This window comes from Arcicella rosea, from assembly GCF_014204325.1.
Classification (GTDB): Bacteria; Bacteroidota; Bacteroidia; order Cytophagales; family Spirosomataceae; genus Arcicella; species Arcicella rosea_A.
The window spans coordinates 20,199-38,720 of the sequence record NZ_JACHKT010000030.1; the positions used below are offsets into that span (position 1 = coordinate 20,199).

The window sequence follows — 18,522 nt, forward strand, 5'->3', positions numbered from 1 at the left end:
ATTAGCTCGCACTTGATTTCCAACATTCTAAAAATGATTCTTCGCCTTCATTCATGAAGAACTCTCTAAAACCTTCCATTATCAACTTTCTTGTTCCATATCCTACATTTACTTTTTTGGAATCTATACCGCCTTTTATCTCCTTAAAGTGTTTTAAAAAAAAAGGATCATGATTACCCCCTTCTCTAGACTCTTTTAATTCTGAATATAATTTTTCTAATGAAGTATCAACTCTTTTAATTTTTCGGTCTTCAGTTGCATACTTACCCAAAGCTGCAAAAAAAGCATTTATTGTATTTTCTTCAGCTAACCAATTTTTAAAAGAACTTAAATCTCCATTGTTATTACTATATATTCTATAAAATTCTATGTCTATACTAGTATAAAACTTTAGGTATTTAATGAATAAACTATAAGAACCATTCAACTCTTCTTCCTTAGATGAAAGAATATCATCTTCATTCATCTTTTTTACGACTAAATTATCTCTCTCTATTTCTGGACTCTTTGTAATATAACTATAGTACCCATTTACTATTCTATCAAAGGGAAACTTGTTAGAATGGTTTCTAATTGTTGCCTCTTTCTCTAAATATATCTCTAACCCCGGAATTTCTTTTTCTATATCTCTTTTTAATGTCATGAATAAAAGCTCAACTTGGTGTCTCATAGACATCGGTTTTTGACCAGAATTAAGAACTATTAATCTATAAATTAGGTGTTCTATCTTTTCTTCAAACCAAATTTCAAGGAGAATTTTTTGTTCTTTTTGAAAAACAATGCCTTCATCCACTAAATCTTTGATTATGTAGCTTCGTTGTAAACCATCTAAAATATAAATATCTTCAGATTTATTCAAAGTCATTTGCAAAGTTTCAGAATCTTGGCTTTCAACAGAATCCAAAAACATGTTTACTTTTAAATAATCAATGGCGAGTGTAATTCCTGGCAACAGTGCCCCTTTTGATATATCATCTTTCAATCTAGCATATTTTTTGGGTTCAACCCGCTTCCTTTGAATTTCAAATTTATCAAAATCTGTTCCTACTAAACTTAAATAATCGTTCATTAAGATTTCTGCATAAACAACAGAAGTATTTGTCCTACAATCCTTAGTATATCCTAAAATTTTCAGTGAGCTCATTTTCTTATTTGATATGTTTTAAAATTTCTAATGCTATTGCTTTTGCCATTAAGGGTGGTACTGCGTTTCCAACCAAAGTGTACTGAGGTACTGTGTGTTTTCTATCTTTCCCGCCTGTTGTGCGTTTTCCTTGAAAAACAAATGAATCATCAAAGGATTGTAGCCTTGCCATTTCTCTAACCGTTAAAGGTCTCGGACTTGAAAAATGTATATAATCGTCTGGTATTGTCATTACTGTTGGACTCTGACTATCGGGCTTTAACACATTATAGTTTCTTTTTTCAGAATCAAGTCCAATTGCTTTTAATTCTTTTTTGGCCTGTTCATAATCTCCAGTATTCAAAATAACGCCAAGCCTTTTAATAACATCATCATTTTGTTTACTCGTTTTATGATTATGTAATGGTGCTACAAGAGACAAATTATCATTTAGCTCTTCAAAATTCCTTACATAAAAAGGCTTTTTGGCATTAGCAAAACGTTTACTCAATCTTCCTTTTCTTGACCATTCTGCATAAGACAAACCAGATTTCTCATTAACCTTACCATCTATTGTTCTCTTCTTCAATAAAGCTTTCATTTTTTGAGTAGAACCATTATACTTTGCTTTTAAATCAATCTCAGCATATTGAAATTTTTCATCATCATTTCCTACGAAATCTAAATCATATAATGCCTCAAATACTGTAACTTTTTCATCTTCTGAAACCGTAGGAGGAATATCACTAATCAGTTTTTGGTCTTTTCTACATCCTATAAATAAAACTCTTTCTCTGTTTTGTGGTACACCATAATTAGATGCCAATGCAACAAAAGGTTTTTCGATTTTATACAAACGAATATGTGATAGTATATCTTCAAACTCTTGTTCTTTATTACTATTGATGGCAAACTCTTTCAATCTCTTTACACATTCATCAAAAGAGTAATTATAAATTTCAAGGGCTTCTGTAATCTCTTTTACTTCATCTGAATATGTTTCAGATGGCTTTAAATTGCCAAATGCCATTTTGATATTTTCTAAAATAGAATCTGGGTCAATAGCTATTAAAAAATCATCAAACTTCTCGGCAAAAAAATCATTATCCAAATCAGAAAAAGCTTTCTCTGCTATTACTTTTTTACGAATATAGGCAAGTTCATTACTTCGTTTTAAGAGATTAAAACCATGACGAATTGTAGCAATGTTTTTGTCTGTCTTACTTGTTTTGTAATCAACAATTTTGGGTGTTAATACTCTAAATTTATTCTCAATATTTTGTATGTAACTGTCTCTTAATTTTTCAAGAGGTTTATCAATGACGGTCTCGAATTGTAAACGAAGATTATAACAATCTAATAAAAAGGGTTGCTTTTTTTCTACTTTCTTCAAATGGCTCACAAAAGTCAAAAGTTGCTCAAATTCTTGTAAATCAACAATAGATTTTATTTCTTGTAAAATCATATCGCAAATTTTCCCTTCTTCTTTTGTTAAAATTCCTTTTACATTTTCCATCACAAAATACTTAGGTCTTAGCTGTCTAATTACTTTGAGATAATGAGAAAACAAATCATCTTTTTTATCAAATTTTTTTCTTTTACCTGCCAAACTAAAACTTTGGCAAGGCGGACCTCCACACACTACATCTACCGTTTTACCATTTAACTTTTTTAGCAAATTATCCAAAAAATCTACTTCTGTAATATCTTGACGTAGAAATTCAGCATCAAGTTCTAATTGAAAATTATATCTTGCGAGATGTGTTAATTCGCAGTTTTCATTAATATCACTTCCTAATAAAAAGTCATAAATCCGATTCCCATTTTCAGCTTGTAAAAAACCTTCACTAAAACCTCCTGCCCCTGCAAACAAATCGACAAATGTTACTTTTTCTTTCTTTTCAAATTCAATTATATCTTCACAAATCATTATTTTTTCTGTATTTGCTTTTCGACTATTAACAAGTTCCGAAATCATTTCTTTAATTTTTTTATCCGTATGGTGAGAATGTGGAGCATTATCAAAATACTTTTCTACTTCCTGTTTTAGAAAGAGTAAGAATTTATTAATTGATTTATGTCTATAATCTGAGCCCTTCACTAATTGGTTTTTCCCATCCCAATCTTTTTTCATTATTTTTTCCCCTGTTGAGACTTTCACTTGAGCCTCTTTTTGTCTTAAAACAAGATGAATTGGAAAGTTCTTGCTCTTGTCTTCTTTATCAAGGTAAAATTTTACATTTATCATCTTAGTATTATATTTCAAAGCGGACAAATTTACGGACAAACTTCACATTTACAATAATTTAGTTTTAGCAAAAGAAATTATCTCCTTAATGTCTTTGCAACAACTCCTTGCCATCGGTTTTTATATTTTGACACATACCCCACAAAAACCAATTAAATGGGCTAAAAGCATCTTAAACTCAACCTTAATCATCTAAAAGGTATATCAATCCATCAAAAAGAACCAACAAGCTATCTCGAAGATAGGTCATCCCGTCTTTTTGATAGGTCGAGCTATCTCAGAGATAGCTTGACCTATCTTTTTTGCGGTTTTTTGCGTAAAAAAGATGGAACATCCTATCTCGGAGATAGCTTCACCTATCTTTTTCACGCAATTTCCCGTATAAAAATGAAGAAAACCGCAAAATGAAATAAGAGAATATTGGTGTTAATTACATTCTTGCAAAAAGCCATGAGTTTGGCTAAGGTTTGTAGGAATGGCAGGCTTGGGTTTTAAGCTTTTTTACTTTCGGATGAGTTGATGGAAAATAGAAAGCAGACTTACGGAAGCAAAACCGAAGGTAAACATGGTGTGGAAAAACATTAATTGGTAGTCCTGAAATTGCCAGTCTCGCCAAGTTGCCCAGCCGAAAAATATCATCAAAAACAATTCTATAATGGTTAAACTACTGATGGTGCCTGATAAATATTTGTTAGTTGTCCACGATGTACTTTGGTTGACAATATTAAACTTAGGAGTACGTACAAATGGTGTTTTTCTACCAAAATAGCCTTCTAATACTGCTAAAGAATTATGTAGCGAAAGTCCCATCATAAAAGATAGGAACAAAGGAAATTTTATCAAAAAGACAGTAAAATGGACAAACTTTCGGTTTCCAAACCAATAAAAAATGGCTAAAAACACTAAGCTTATCTGGAAAAAGCCAATCAACTGAAAGTAAAAATGGTATTGATTTGAACTTTTAACGATGCTTTGAATGACTACACTCAGCACCGATAAGGTCAACATACAAATAAAAGCGGCTGAGTTCAAGAGGTGAAAAAAAGCGTGAATTTTAGTAGTAAATGAAATATTGGTAGCCTTCAAGACATTCCATAAATGTTTGCGAGCGCATTCTGCCGCACCCTTCGACCAACGTCTTTGTTGGGTTTTCAAGGCATTCATTTCAATGGGTAATTCTGCGGGAGAGGCTAATGCTTCTAAATAATGAAATTTCCAACCTTTCAATTGTGCTCTATAACTTAAATCTAGGTCTTCTGTAAGGGTATCTGCCGACCAACCGCCTGCATCATTAATGGTATTTTTTCTCCAAATACCCGCAGTTCCGTTAAAATTGATAAAATGCCCCCCAAAATTCCTTCCCACTTGTTCTATACTGAAATGTGCATCTAAACCAAAAGCTTGCAAATCAGTAATCATCGAAAAGTTTCGATTGAGGTGCGTCCAATGTGTTTGTACCATTCCAATCTTTTCATCTTGAAAGTATGGGATTGTCTTTTCTAAAAAGGTTTTATCAGGCAGAAAATCGGCATCAAAAATGGCAATAAATTCGCCTTTGGCAATCAACAATCCTTCTGCCAAAGCACCTGCTTTAAATCCAACACGATTATTCCGCCTGATATGCACAAGGTCAAAACCCAAATTTTGATAGTATTTTATCCTTCCTGAGATTATTTCTGTGGTTTCGTCGGTAGAATCGTCTAAAATCTGAATTTCTAAGCATTCTTTTGGATAATTGATTGCACAAACTGCATCAATCAAACGTTCTACGACATAAAGCTCATTAAAAATGGGTAATTGAATCGTTATAAAGGGTTGGAAAGATTGATTGTTTGCTGAAATACTTTGTGTTTTCCGATGTGCCAAAAGATATAAGCGTACTAAATCGAGCTGTATGAGACTATAACAGAAAACAAATAAGAGGGGAATTGTATAGAAAATGATGATGAGTTTGTCCAAAATTATAGATACTTAAAAATCCAACTTAAAATTTTATAACCCGCCATGATTGTCCCTTTCAGCGTTCCAGAAACTTTAGAAATCCCAATCCTTGAGCGGTAATTAACGGGTACTTCAGCTACTTTTAGTTTCATTTTAGCGGCTTTCAATTGCATTTCTACCGTCCATCCATAAGTAGTGTCTTGCATTTTCATGGCAATAAGCTTTTCAAAAGTAATCGCTCTGAAAGGACCTAAATCTGTATAAGTAACCCCGTAAAATATTTTTATCAGATTGGTAGCAAGCCAATTACCAAAAATTTGTTGGGGAGTCATTGAGCCTCTTTCTCTTTTTCCTAAAGCTCTCGAACCAATGACCATATCGAAATTTTGTTCGATAATGGGTTTAATTAATCTGGACATTTCTTCTGGATAGTCAGAATGGTCGGCATCCATAAAAACCGCAATATCTGGCAAGATGTTTTGCTGTTTACAATAGTCAATTCCTTTTAAACAAGCCCATCCGTAACCTTGTCGGTTTTCGTTTAACACTGTTGCTCCAGCTTCTTTGGCGATTTGGGCTGTTTGGTCATTAGAATTATTATTTACGACAATGATTTCAGCGACCAAGTGCTTAGGAATTTCCCGAATTACAATGCCAACCGCATTTTCTTCATTAAAAGCAGGAATAATGACAACTATTTTTTTCATGGTTTTACAAAGATAAACCTTGAAAATTGAGTTTTTTTAGGATTTCCTTGATTAATATTGTGTTAAATTATGAGTTGTCTATCTAAATGACTGTAGTATATCCGCCAAATACTACACTAATCACAATAACATATCTTGAAAATTTCATTTATTGGTTCTGGAAACGTAGCTTGGCATCTATCTCAAGCACTTGAAAACATAGGTCATAGTATTGAGGAAGTATATAGCCGTAACCCTAAACATACAGAAGCACTTACAAAAGTACTTTATAATGCTAGCGTACATAATTCGCTAGACTTTAGAAATTCTGAAGCTCAATTATTTTTCTTATGTGTTTCTGATGATGCCATTGCCGAAGTTATCAAACATTTGATGCTTCCATTGGATGCAATACTTATCCACACTTCTGGGAGTAAGTCACTCCACGACATGGATGAATTACTCCGTGTTTATAGCGACATCCCTATCAAAACTGGAGTATTTTACCCCGTTCAGACCTTCTCTAAAACGTTTCACGTGGATTTTAATACAATCCCAATCTGTATTGAATCAGAAAATGAGGCTGTGGAAAACATGTTGATAACTCTTGGACAAGAACTTTCAGACATCACTTATGCTGTTAATTCAGAAGAAAGAAGGATACTCCATGTCTCAGCAGTATTTGCTTGCAACTTCACCAATCACCTCTTAGGAATTGCCCAAGAACTACTAGAAGAAAACGATTTAGAGTTTGAATTATTAAAACCGCTGATTCAGGAAACTTTCAAAAAAGCCATAGATGCTAAGAGCATTTTTAAAGTACAAACTGGGCCAGCCGTTCGGGGCGATCAAAAAATTCTTAATCAACATTTACTTTTCTTGAAACAACAGCCCGACTATCAACATATTTATCGAGCTTTATCCGAAGGGATTGCTCATCAAAGAGACAAATGAATTTAGAAGCTTTTAAAAAAATTACCTCTTTCGTCTTTGATATTGATGGCGTTATGACTGACGGTTCAGTGCATGTACTTGAAACTGGCGAACATTATCGTACTTTTCATATCAGAGATGGTTATGCCATAGAACGTGCCGTACAAGCGGGTTATCGTTTCTGTGTGATTACTGGTGGAAAACATGAAGGCGTTAGAAAAAGACTCCAAAACCTAAAAATTCATGATGTTTTTATGGGTTCTGGTGGAAAAAGTAAATTACAGATTTATCAAGATTGGTTAGCTAGTGTAGATATTCCAGAAGATAATATTTTATACATGGGCGACGATTTACCCGATTATGAAGTAATGCTTCGTCCAGATATTTTTGCTACTTGTCCTGCTGATGCTTGTGAAGAGATTCTATCCATCGCCAATTATGTTTCTCCACAAAATGGAGGGAAAGGAGCAGTAAGAGATGTTATTGAACAAGTAATGAGAGCAAAGGGAGAGTGGTTGAAGTTTTAAGCGATGAGAATTATAATTAAAAAGGCTTTCTCTGAAAACAGAGAAAGCCTTTTTAATTACTAACAAATTATGAATCAATTACTTGATATACTTCTGATAAGTTTCCAAATCCTTATCGCCACGTCCCGAAAGATTGATTACTACTACTTCGTCTGGTTTCGCTCCTAATTTTGGTAAAACAGCTAAAGCGTGTGACGATTCAAGGGCTGGAATGATTCCTTCTAACAAAGAAAGTTCCATTGCTGATTCTATTGCCTCGTCGTCGGTTACATCAAAGAAAGTTGCTCTTTTACTTTCGAATAAATGTGCGTGCATTGGACCAATTCCTGGGTAATCCAAACCTGCTGAAATAGAATGTGGTTCTACTACTTGCCCGTCTTCTGTTTGCATCAAAATACTTCTACTTCCATGCAAAACTCCTGGTTTTCCTAAGAAAGTAGTCGCTGCCGACAGCCCAGAACTGATTCCATGTCCTGCTGCTTCTGCGGCAATTAATTTTGTTTCTTCGTCGTGCAAGAAATGATAAAACGCCCCCGCTGCATTCGAACCTCCGCCTACGCAAGCAATTACATAATCTGGATTTGTTTTACCTGTTTTCTCTTTTAACTGCCATTTAATTTCTTCAGAAATTACCGACTGAAAACGAGCAACCATGTCTGGATAGGGGTGAGGTCCCACTACCGAACCAATGATATAATGCGTATCAACAGGATTATTAATCCAGTGACGCATCGCTTCGTTGGTGGCATCCTTCAAAGTTTTTGAGCCACTTGTTGCTGGCACTACTTTCGCTCCTAGCATTTTCATACGTGCCACGTTTGGTGCCTGACGCTGAATATCTATTTCGCCCATGTAAACGATACATTCTAAGCCCATTAAAGCACAAACCGTAGCAGTAGCCACACCATGCTGACCAGCACCTGTTTCAGCAACAATTTTGTGTTTGCCCAAACGCTTTGCCATTAATATTTGACCAATAGTATTATTTACTTTGTGTGCACCAGTGTGGCAAAGGTCTTCTCTTTTTAAATAAATCGTTGTATTATATTTTTCAGAAAGACGTTTTGCCAAAAATAAGGGAGTAGGACGACCTACATAATCTTTCAAAAGTGCTTCAAATTCTTCTTTAAAAGAAGGTTCAGCCATGATGCTGAGGTAAGAAACTCTTAATTCTTCTACGTTGGGATACAACATTTCTGGAATAAATGCTCCACCAAATTGTCCGTAATATCCTTTTTCGTTTACGTTATATATTTCTGGTGCTATCATATTGATGTTAAGATTGCCTCTGTTGGTTTTAATATTTTAATTAATTCACTTAATTTCTCTATGTCTTTCAATGCTGGTGATATTTCAAACTTACTGTTTACATCCAGCGAATGAATCTTTAAGCCTGCTAACTCCCTAGCTTGGGCGGCGTTGTCTAAATCTATGCCCCCGGCCAAAAAAAATGGTTTATCGTTATCATATCGGCGTAAAACCGACCAATCGAACGTAATTCCGTTGCCTCCTTTTAAATCACCTTTGGTATCAAATAAAAAGTAATCACAATAGGGTTTAAAATTGAGCAGTTTACCAAAATTGAATTGATTATCGACCGAGAAAGCTTTGATGATATTTACTCCTTTGAATTTAAGGTTTCTACAAAAATCGGGCATTTCTTCACCATGCAACTGTACATAATCTAAAGCGTACTTTTTTACTTTATCCAAAATATATGCCTGTGTTGCATTCACAAAAACTCCAACCTTTTTAACCGTATTAGGAAATGATTTCAATAAATCTTCATCTAATTCTTCCCCCACAAAACGGCTTGATTTTTCGTAAAAAATAAAACCCATATAGTCGGGGCCAAGTTCTAATAACTCTTTGATATTATCAGAGTTACGCATTCCACAAACTTTTAATCTCATCTCTTTAAGTGGTCGATTAATTATTATTCTATTTATGCTTGATTAATAACAAAGTTAGTGAAAATCAGGGATTTTTGTTACTCAAAAATCAATAGAAACTCAGAACATTCATCTATTTTATCGCATAAACATGAATTATAATACCGAAACCCTTTGTTTATCAAGAAGGTTTTTCTTTTTAAAGGTATATTTTTGATGATTTTGTGTTCGCTTCAAAAGTACACTCTTTTGTATTTTACTCATAAAACACCGAAATTAATTCTGCTATACAAACGGGTTTTGGTTGTCCTTCTATTTCAAAAATACAATTCATCGTTACTTTCAAACCTTTGGGTTGTACTTCTTCAGCTTCCAAAATGCTTGCCTTCATACTTACTTTACTTCCGGCTGGAACAGCTGCCGTGAAACGAATTTTATTAGCACCATAATTCAAACCCATTTTTACAGATTCTACTTTTAATAATTCTGCTAAAAATTTAGGTGCTAAAGCCAAAGTAAGAAATCCATGAGCAACTGTTTGTTGAAATGGAGAGTATTGCTTTGCCATTACTTCATCTACATGAATCCACTGAAAATCATGCGTTGCTTTTGCAAAATCATTAATCATTTCTTGTGTAATAGTCATGAATTCAGTTGTACCAATTTCAGTACCGATGCTATTTTTTAGTGCTTGAAGGTCTTTGAAAATTACCATTGTAAATATTTGAGTTGAACATGATGTTCACAATTTACGGCTTTTGAATGAACAATAAAAAAGCCTCCGTTCCCGTAGGTTGGAGGCTCGATATTGCTAGAGGTTAAAAAATCTTATCTGATTGATGCTCTTAAAATGTACTTGTATCCGTAATCAAAGTATTATTGCTGATTTGTAGTGTCAAAATAACGACAAAAACTTGAAGGTATTTCTCAATGAAATGTTAAAACTTGTTAACGAAATGTTAAAATGTTTTTGATAAAAATAAAAGTCCCCAAAATTGATTTTTGGGGACTTTAGGGAAGAAATGCTTTAGATTTTACTCTTTATTATCGGGTAAATTTTTCTGATTGAGTTTCATTTGATAGAAGTAAGAAACCAACAAACCTAAACCACCAAAAATGAAAATCATTGAAAAGTGAGCTACATCATCATCAATATTCAAAATACTTTCTAAAAGGCTACCCATCAATAAGCCTACGCCAAAGCCTATCAACACAAAGCCCCAACGCAAAGAGTGACTCGGATTGACATTATAACTTCTTGAGCTTTTATCGGGCGGAGTAATGCCTTTAGCAATCATTGCCATTTTTTCATCGTTTTCGTACTTTCTTAAAAATACAATCATTGTAAAAGTGCTGATAATTGCTACAATTGGCACCATAATTCCTACTATTGGAACTAAGCTATCTAAATTTTCCATGTTATAAAAAGTTTTTTGTTTTCGTGAATTTTTAAAATCTTGCCGATATGATGTGAGAAACTTGTTTGAGGTTACAGGTATTTTTAAAAATAAAAAATGTTTATCTTGTTGTAACCTTTCGAACGATTGTTGCATCTCATCCGTGTGAAAACCAAAGAAACAGATAATCAAATCATCCAACGCATATTAACGGGCGACCAGTCGGGCTACAGAGAGCTTGCTAATCGCCATAAAGATTATGCCTTTACGGTTGCCTATAAAATTGTAGGCACACGTGAGGATGCCGAAGAGGTTTCTCAAGATGCTTTTATGCAAGCTTTTAATGCTTTACCGAGTTTTAATCAAGAAGCAAAATTTACTACTTGGTTCTACAGAATTGTATTTAATGCTGCTTTGATGTTTAAACGGAAGAAAAATATTGTGGCAGAAGACATCAGTATTTCACAAGCTGCACAACAAGCTCCTGCTGATACAAGCGATAATTTAAAAGTAAACGAACAAAAAAAGTACATTCAAAAAGCCTTGAACCAGCTTTCTGCCGACGATGTTACGATGATAACACTCTTTTATTTGAAAGAACAATCGTTAGAAGAGATTGCTCAAATCGTTGGAATTTCTGCCGAAACAGCCAAAGTTAAACTTTGCAGAGCCAGAAAACGATTAGCAGAAGAAATGAAAAGGATTTTAGGAAATGAAGTAAGAACATTAATCTAAGTTTGATTTTTCAAACGCACAATAATATGAAAGACGAAGAGATTTTTGACATTCTTGATGGCATTGCTTCTGAGGAAACAATTATCCGTCATCAAAATCTATTGCTAAGCGACGAAGTTTATCGTTCTCTTTTTCAAGAGTATGCAGCAACGCACGCTATGTTGGATGTAATGCCTGTTGAAAAAACTGCCGTTAATTTTACCGATAAATTAATGGATAAATGGGAATTGGCACAAGCAGAAGTATTTGAAAGAAAGACCAGTAAATTACCTTTTTACTTTTTAATTGGTGCAGGTATCGTACTTATCCTTTCATTAATGATGGTGTTTTCAATAAGCAGTCCTTCAACGATGAAAGTTGATTTGAATCCTATTTTGAATATTCTTCAAAATAAATTCTTTATCAATGGATTATTGACGATTAACACATTGGTTTTACTGAAGTTTATCGACAAAAAATTCTTGAAACCTTATTTTGAGAAACATTATCATGTTGGAAGCTTTTAAGTTTTATATTCTCAATAAAAAACATGAGTCATCCCAAATTTTAAAATCACAAAAAAGCGGTCAAAAAACTAATTTCGACCGCTTTTTTATGATTGATGGGCAACGAATTCCTACTGTTTGAGCGAAGCGAGTTTAGGAATTCTTGAATTTCTTTTGTTACTTTTCTTGTTTCAAGACAAGAAAAGTAAGGATTGTACAATAATAAATAAAAAAACCTCTCAAATCGTCCTAAACCTCACTATTCTAAGAAAAAATTCGGGATGACTCATGTTATTTTATACTAAAACACTTTATACCAATAATTTATCTGCTTTCACTGCTTCAAATTCGCTTTTTTCGCTTTCACACATTGGGCAACAATAATCAGCTGGTAATTCCGAGAATTTTACTCCTACAGCAATACCATTTTCAGCATCTCCGAATCGACTATCGTAAATGGTAAAACACGTTTTGCATTGATGTAATTCTGCTTCGGTTTCTTCTTTATTAAAAGTCGCCTTTTTCACTACTGCTGTATCTACTTTCTTAACTGCATAAAAGCGTTTTGATAAACGTTGCAAAATTTCTGGAACGTGCGCTCTGTTTACACCTTTCTCAAATAAAGTTAAAGTACGATTGTTCGGATTAAAGTCATCTGTATGATAAATATCAAATACATGAGAAATTCCTGCAAAAATCTTTCTTTTCTTAATGACAACAGAACCAAATACTTCCGATTTTGAACGTGTTTGAATGGCAAAACTTAGTCCAAAAGTACGAACGTCTTCATCATCAAATTCACGAATGATGGCTTTTTTCAATGATAAACCTTCTGGTGATAAATCTTCTACTTGCCAGTTCAATTCGTTAGCAGCATGACGAACGTTGATGCCGTACCTGCCTAATAATTTATCCCAAAGGTTTCTATGTTTGTTTTCAATTCCTTTGATAATCAATGATTTCCAAGGTGTTGTACAAATCTGACCAACTTTGGTTTCAAGGCATAAATCGCAAATTTCAGATAAAAATGCTATCGGGAACGTTTCATTTCTTCTATAAATTCCTAACCAAGTTTTTTCGCCATAACGATTAAAGCCTTCATAATATGGCAATGAAAATTTGGGTAAGACTAAATCTTCATGGATAACTTGCGAGATTATTTCACCTTTTGAAATTACTTTTTCATAGACTTCATGCTCGCTCATTTCACCAGCATTCAAAATTACGTCTTCTATGCGTTTGCTTACTTTTGGGATTTCTAAAGAATAAATCAATATCGGAAAACGGAAAATTTTGTTGGATTGCTTGAAACGTACGTACAAGTGCCAAAAGTTTTGAATATTGGAAGCAATAAAATTTAGATTCCCCGTAAAAAAAGGCGTAAAAGACTGTTGAGAATCTGAAATATTTATTTTCAACTGTGGTTCATAATCGAAACCATCAAAAATATCTTTATAAATCCCTTCCGAAATCCATTGACCCGTTGGGAATACTTCTTCTGCACAATACGAAGAAATAATATTAGGTTTTGAATCGCTATCCTCCTCAAAAGAAATATTAGTTTCGTACAATTTTTTCTTAAATTCTAAAATACTACTTCCACGAACAATTTCAGACTTAACATACATCAACAATTGTTGCCTTGCTCCGAAGCTTACTTCTCTTACGCCTGCTAATTTTGCTCCTAAAAGAATACTTTGCAAAGTACCCGGAGAAACAATTCCACCAATTAGATTTATTTTAAGTAATGTGTAATCTTTCATGTTGAATATCATTTTAATAATTTATCAAATATATAAATAATTAGCGTAACATCGTAGTCATTTATACTTAATATACTGAAAATCAAATATGTATTATAAGTAAAAACTTCATATAACTATTTTAATATTTTATATAAATAGCATTTTTTAAATTGCACTATTCCTATAAATATGATTTTTTTTAGAGGAACTTTCTTGAAAAAGTGAAAATAATTACTTCTTCATGATTGACATATCAAAATCCTTTTCTAAGTTTACATCGTCAAACGAATGACACGGATAAAATTCTAAGCGCTGAGTTGAAAATTAAAATCAATTTCATTTTCCAAACGAAAGCATCTTTTATTAAGTGACGTCCAAATAGAAAATACTTTTAATACAGAAAAATAAATTCTTAGAAAAATACAAATTATCCTTTTAATAAATTTTATCATTAATAACAATTAAATAATAAAGTCATGAAAAAGAACACAGTTAAAGCATTTATCGTAGCAGTTACTATGGTTTGTTTATCAAACGTAAATACATTCGCTTCAAATTTTGACGAATCTGCTGGCTTAGTAAAAAGCAAAATCGCTCAAGTAAATAACTCTTTAAGTTTCAATGTTTGGGTTGATAATGTTGCTAGTAAAAAAGTTGTAGTTGTAGTTACAGATGCTGACAAAAACGAAATTCACCGTGAATATGTTGATACTAAAGGTGGTAAATTCGCTAAAACTTTCGATTTCTCTAGCTTAGCAGATGGAAAATATACTATCGAAGTTATCAGCCAAAATGTGAATGTTGTTGAATCAAAAACTTTTGAAATCAAAACTAATCTTATCACAAACCGTGACGTTGTTGTAGCTATCCGTTAATCTTTAAACATTAACGAATATGACAAAACAGTTTTTTAACCTCCGTACAATGAATTTAGGGAAGTCTGTCTAACGATAACTTCCCTATTTTTATGTCCATATTAAGCTTCTACTAAAGTATCTTTATTAAATTCTCTAAAATTACTCTTACTTCAGGTCGGCAACTTCCACAACCCATTCCAGCTCCTGTTTGTGAACACAAAGCCGTAAAATCTTTACAGCCATTTACAATGGCATTTTTCAAATTCCCTTCGCCTACATTATTGCACGAACACACCAATTTTCCCATTACGGGGTCAGCTTTTTTGCCACTTCTCAATAATTCCAAACGCTTATCGGATAATTCTATGCCCTTGCCGATTAAGTCTTTGAACTCCAAGAACTCAGATTTATCGCCAATCAAAATTGCACCAACCAATTTATCGTTGTGAATGATACATTTTTTATAATAGCGTTTGGCTTTGTCGATAAAAATAATCTCTTCATAATCAGGCGATTTAGGCGTATCAATCATGCCAAGCGAGCATAATTGTACTCCTTGAATCTTCATAATATTCATTGAAAGCGAGCCTTTGTAATAATTGGCAAAATCTCCAGCAATATATTTGGCTATAATATCGGCTTGTTGCTCGGCAGCGGCGGTAATTCCCCACATTTGACCACGCCATTGAGCGATTTCTCCAGCGGCAAAAATACTTTCATCAGAAGTTTGTAGGTAATCGTTCACGACTACTCCTCGGTTTACTCCAATGCCTGCGGCACGAGCAATTTCTACATTGGGCGAAGTACCGATAGCAAAAACGGCTACTTGTGCCTCTATTTTTCTTCCAGATTTCAAGCGAACACCTTGAAATTTTTCTGTTCCGTAAAAGGCTGATACTTCGTCGTTGAAAAATATTTCTATGCCCAAGTTTAAAATTTCTTCTGCCAACAATTCAGAACCTAATTGGTCTAATTGTCTGTCCATAAAACGGCTTGTACGCTGTACAATCGTTACTTTGATATTCATTTCACGCAAAGAAGCCGCCAATTCAAGTCCCAATAAACCTCCGCCAACAATCAAAGCGTGCGGATTTTCTTGTTTCAAAAATGGCATTAAACTATCGGCATCTATCCGAGAACGCATATTAAAAATTCCTGCAATTTTAGGAATTGAAGGTGGCATAAAAGCCCTTGAACCCATTCCCAGAATTAGCCTGTCGTAAGTATGCTCCTTGCCTTCTGAATCAACAATTGTTTTATTTTTTCGGTCGATATTTAATACTTCTATGCCTTTGTGTACTTGAATGTTGGCTTCTTTGAATTGGTCTTCACGCAATTTTACTAATTGCGACCAGTCCTGAGCGCCAGAAATATAATCTGGCAACATTACTCTATTATAAAAAGGATAGATTTCTTTTGAAAAAACATGAATCTCGTCAGTCTTATTTAGTTCTCGATAAGACTTTATAAAGCCTAAACCCGCAGAACCCGCCCCGATGATGATAATTTTTTCCTGTGATTTGATGTATGCTCGTACTTCTACGGCTGTAAACTTAAAATCTGGTTCTTTTGAACGTGGGTCGTAAAGGCTATTGGTTAAATTATTGGCTCTTCCGAAATCGCTTCCTAAAATTTTACCGAAGTGCATCGGCATAAAACAAAGTCCTTGTTTTACGTCGGTAGTGACTTTGGCTTTTACTTGTGTTTTTCCTCTGCGACCAATTACTTCTACAATTTGATTATCGACAATATTTCTTTGCGAAGCATCTTCTGGATGAATCTCAAGATAAGGTTGGTCAATATGTTGATTCAATTTATTGACTTTCCCCGTTTTGGTCATCGTATGCCATTGGTCACGGATGCGACCTGTGGTCATTACCAAAGGGAAGTTTTCATCTGTACTTTCCGAACGGTTTTCGTCTGGAACAGCATGAATTTTTGCTTTTTGATTGTAGGTGTAGAACCTGCCGTCTGTAAACAAGCGTTTTGTTCCTTGCTCATTTTTTAATTTTTCAAAAACTTCAGTTTCAATTTTTCCCGATTGATTATCAGCAGGATAAGGCCATTGAACACTTCTTTTTTCTTTTAAAATTTCATAATTAAGCCCAGAAATATCAATATTTGTTCCTTTGGTAGAACGACAATGTTCGTCGTAAACCTCCGAAAGTGAAGCGTAATTAAAGGCTTCTGCAAAGCCCATTTTTTGTGCGAAAAGGTTAATAATTTCTGTATCTGATTTTGCTTCTCCTGGAGCATCCAGCATTTTTGGTAAATGAGTAATTCTTCTTTCAGAGTTGGTCATCGTTCCTTCTTTCTCCAACCAAGCCGCCGCAGGTAATACTACGTCTGCGTATTTTAAAGTATCTGAACGATTTGAAATATCTTGAACCACAACGAATTTGGCTTTTTCTAAGGCTTTTTCAACCAAAGTGACATCGGGCATACTTACTAAAGGATTGGTACAAACTACCCAAATCGCTTTCATTCTGCCGTCTGACAAGGCTTCAAACATTTCGGTTGCGGAAAAACCTGCTTTATCCGAAATTTTTGTGCCTCCCCAAAATGCTTGTACCTCTTCACGGTGAGCGGGATTCAATAAATCTCTGTGGGCAGGCAACATATTTGCCAAACCGCCTACTTCTCGTCCGCCCATGGCATTGGGCTGACCTGTTAAAGAAAACGGACCATTGCCTTCACGACCAATTTTTCCTGTAATTAAATGTAAGTCAATCAAGGAAAGATTTTTATTTACGCCAATAACAGACTGGTTCAAACCCATTGTCCACATTGATAAAAAACCTTTTGCTTCGTGAATGTACTTGGCTGCCAATTCAATTTTTTCAACAGAAATTCCGCAAATGTCTGCGGATTCTGCCACGGTTTTTTGAAATACTTGTATTTGATAGGCTTCAAAACCTTCGGTGTTGTTAGTGATAAAATTTGTGTCAATCCACTGATTTTCAATCAATACTCTACCAATGGCATTGGTCAGTGTAATGTCTGTACCGGGATGAATCTGTAAATGTAAATCTGCTTGCGATGCCGTTTGAGTACGTCGTGGGTCAACTACAATGATTTTTACATTCGGATTAGCTTGTTTATGAGCTTCTACCCTTCGCCAAATAATCGGATGACACCAAGCTGGGTTTGCTCCAGTCACAAAAAAACAATCTGCTAATTCAATGTCATCATAACAAACTGGCACAGAATCTTCGCCCAGCGTAAGTTTGTAACCAACCACTGCCGATGACATACAAAGGCGTGAATTGGTATCAATATTATTAGAACCAATAAACCCTTTGATGAGCTTATTGATTACGTAGTATTCTTCGGTAAGGCATTGCCCAGAAACATAAAAACCGACAGAGTCGGGGCCGTACTTCTGGATAAATGTTTTAAAAATGGCAGCGGTGCGGTCGAGGGCAGTATCCCACGAAACACGCTGTAAAGGCATACTTCGGTTGAATCTCATTTCTGGATAGAGTAATCTATCCGATTTATCCATTGCAGTATAATGCAAATTCATTCCTTTTGAGCAAAGCATTCCTTTGCTTGAAGGATGTTCTATATCGCCTTCAAGCTGTAATTTGCCATTTCCCAAATCTGTTATTTCCACTCCACAACCAACTCCACAATACGAGCAGGTGGACTTATATTTTTTATGATTTGATTTACTGCTCATTTTTTATGGTTTAAAATAAATTATCATTTATTTCAGAAATAGGCCTGTGATTTTGTTTAAAATTTATTGGAAAAAAGCAAGTAGCTTATATATCATTTTCCGAGTATATATTCTGAAAAATAAGTAGTTAGACGGACAATAATTTGTTTTATTAAATTATTTCAAAAAAAAATTATATTTTTTTAAATAAAACACTTGTAAAACTGTATGATATTTCTTAGATTTGTTTAGGTCTCAACTAAGAATATTTCATCATATCATACTTGTGACA

General features: G+C 34.2%; 15 protein-coding genes. 5 read left to right on the forward strand and 10 right to left on the reverse strand.

All coding sequences use genetic code 11. The features are described from left to right. Position 1: 1 nt before the first annotated feature. The 4 genes from HNP25_RS17055 to HNP25_RS17070 form a co-directional block, all read right to left on the reverse strand. Complete coding sequence (locus HNP25_RS17055; RefSeq protein ID WP_184136101.1) at positions 2-1,144, reverse strand: hypothetical protein; 1,143 nt, start codon at positions 1,142-1,144, stop codon at positions 2-4. A gap of 4 nt (positions 1,145-1,148) precedes the next feature. Continuing rightward, positions 1,149-3,371 (reverse strand): DNA (cytosine-5-)-methyltransferase, encoded by a 2,223-nt coding sequence (locus tag HNP25_RS17060; protein WP_184136103.1) that lies wholly within the window; start codon positions 3,369-3,371, stop codon positions 1,149-1,151. A 501-nt stretch (positions 3,372-3,872) separates the two neighbouring features. After that, positions 3,873-5,237 (reverse strand): cellulose synthase family protein, encoded by a 1,365-nt coding sequence (locus HNP25_RS17065; RefSeq protein WP_310587178.1) that lies wholly within the window; start codon positions 5,235-5,237, stop codon positions 3,873-3,875. Between the two features lie 95 nt (positions 5,238-5,332). Continuing rightward, positions 5,333-6,019: a glycosyltransferase family 2 protein gene (locus HNP25_RS17070; RefSeq protein WP_184136107.1), complete on the reverse strand. Its 687-nt coding sequence runs from the start codon at positions 6,017-6,019 to the stop codon at positions 5,333-5,335. Between the two features lie 135 nt (positions 6,020-6,154). Here HNP25_RS17070 and HNP25_RS17075 point away from each other — a divergent pair, with 135 nt between their 5' ends. Both HNP25_RS17075 and HNP25_RS17080 read left to right on the forward strand, forming a co-directional pair. Further along, positions 6,155-6,952 (forward strand): Rossmann-like and DUF2520 domain-containing protein, encoded by a 798-nt coding sequence (locus HNP25_RS17075; protein ID WP_184136109.1) that lies wholly within the window; start codon positions 6,155-6,157, stop codon positions 6,950-6,952. Further along, positions 6,949-7,458: a KdsC family phosphatase gene (locus tag HNP25_RS17080; RefSeq protein ID WP_184136111.1), complete on the forward strand. Its 510-nt coding sequence runs from the start codon at positions 6,949-6,951 to the stop codon at positions 7,456-7,458. The genes HNP25_RS17075 and HNP25_RS17080 overlap by 4 nt, the downstream gene beginning before the upstream one ends. 78 nt (positions 7,459-7,536) lie before the next feature. Here HNP25_RS17080 and trpB read toward each other — a convergent pair whose 3' ends face one another. The 4 genes from trpB to HNP25_RS17100 form a co-directional block, all read right to left on the reverse strand. Continuing rightward, positions 7,537-8,727: a tryptophan synthase subunit beta gene (trpB, locus tag HNP25_RS17085; RefSeq protein ID WP_184136113.1), complete on the reverse strand. Its 1,191-nt coding sequence runs from the start codon at positions 8,725-8,727 to the stop codon at positions 7,537-7,539. After that, positions 8,724-9,371: a phosphoribosylanthranilate isomerase gene (locus tag HNP25_RS17090; RefSeq protein WP_184136114.1), complete on the reverse strand. Its 648-nt coding sequence runs from the start codon at positions 9,369-9,371 to the stop codon at positions 8,724-8,726. The genes trpB and HNP25_RS17090 overlap by 4 nt, the downstream gene beginning before the upstream one ends. Positions 9,372-9,606: 235 nt before the next feature. Continuing rightward, complete coding sequence (locus HNP25_RS17095; RefSeq protein ID WP_184136116.1) at positions 9,607-10,065, reverse strand: MaoC family dehydratase; 459 nt, start codon at positions 10,063-10,065, stop codon at positions 9,607-9,609. A gap of 319 nt (positions 10,066-10,384) precedes the next feature. Continuing rightward, a complete protein-coding gene (locus tag HNP25_RS17100; RefSeq protein WP_184136118.1) occupies positions 10,385-10,768 on the reverse strand; it encodes a DUF6249 domain-containing protein in 384 nt (127 codons plus the stop codon). A 144-nt stretch (positions 10,769-10,912) separates the two neighbouring features. Here HNP25_RS17100 and HNP25_RS17105 point away from each other — a divergent pair, with 144 nt between their 5' ends. Further along, positions 10,913-11,482 (forward strand): RNA polymerase sigma factor, encoded by a 570-nt coding sequence (locus HNP25_RS17105; RefSeq protein ID WP_184136120.1) that lies wholly within the window; start codon positions 10,913-10,915, stop codon positions 11,480-11,482. Between the two features lie 26 nt (positions 11,483-11,508). Then, positions 11,509-11,988 (forward strand): hypothetical protein, encoded by a 480-nt coding sequence (locus HNP25_RS17110; protein ID WP_184136122.1) that lies wholly within the window; start codon positions 11,509-11,511, stop codon positions 11,986-11,988. A gap of 290 nt (positions 11,989-12,278) precedes the next feature. Here the strand turns inward: HNP25_RS17110 and HNP25_RS17115 are convergent, their stop codons facing one another. Continuing rightward, on the reverse strand, positions 12,279-13,730 hold the full coding sequence (locus HNP25_RS17115) for a rubredoxin (RefSeq protein WP_184136123.1): 1,452 nt from the start codon (positions 13,728-13,730) through the stop codon (positions 12,279-12,281). A 458-nt stretch (positions 13,731-14,188) separates the two neighbouring features. Here HNP25_RS17115 and HNP25_RS17120 point away from each other — a divergent pair, with 458 nt between their 5' ends. Beyond that, the gene (locus HNP25_RS17120; protein WP_184136125.1) at positions 14,189-14,587 is read left to right on the forward strand and encodes a hypothetical protein; all 399 of its coding nucleotides are present in this window, start codon (positions 14,189-14,191) and stop codon (positions 14,585-14,587) included. A gap of 112 nt (positions 14,588-14,699) precedes the next feature. Here the strand turns inward: HNP25_RS17120 and HNP25_RS17125 are convergent, their stop codons facing one another. Continuing rightward, on the reverse strand, positions 14,700-18,251 hold the full coding sequence (locus tag HNP25_RS17125; RefSeq protein WP_184136127.1) for a nitrate reductase: 3,552 nt from the start codon (positions 18,249-18,251) through the stop codon (positions 14,700-14,702). Positions 18,252-18,522: the final 271 nt, after the last annotated feature.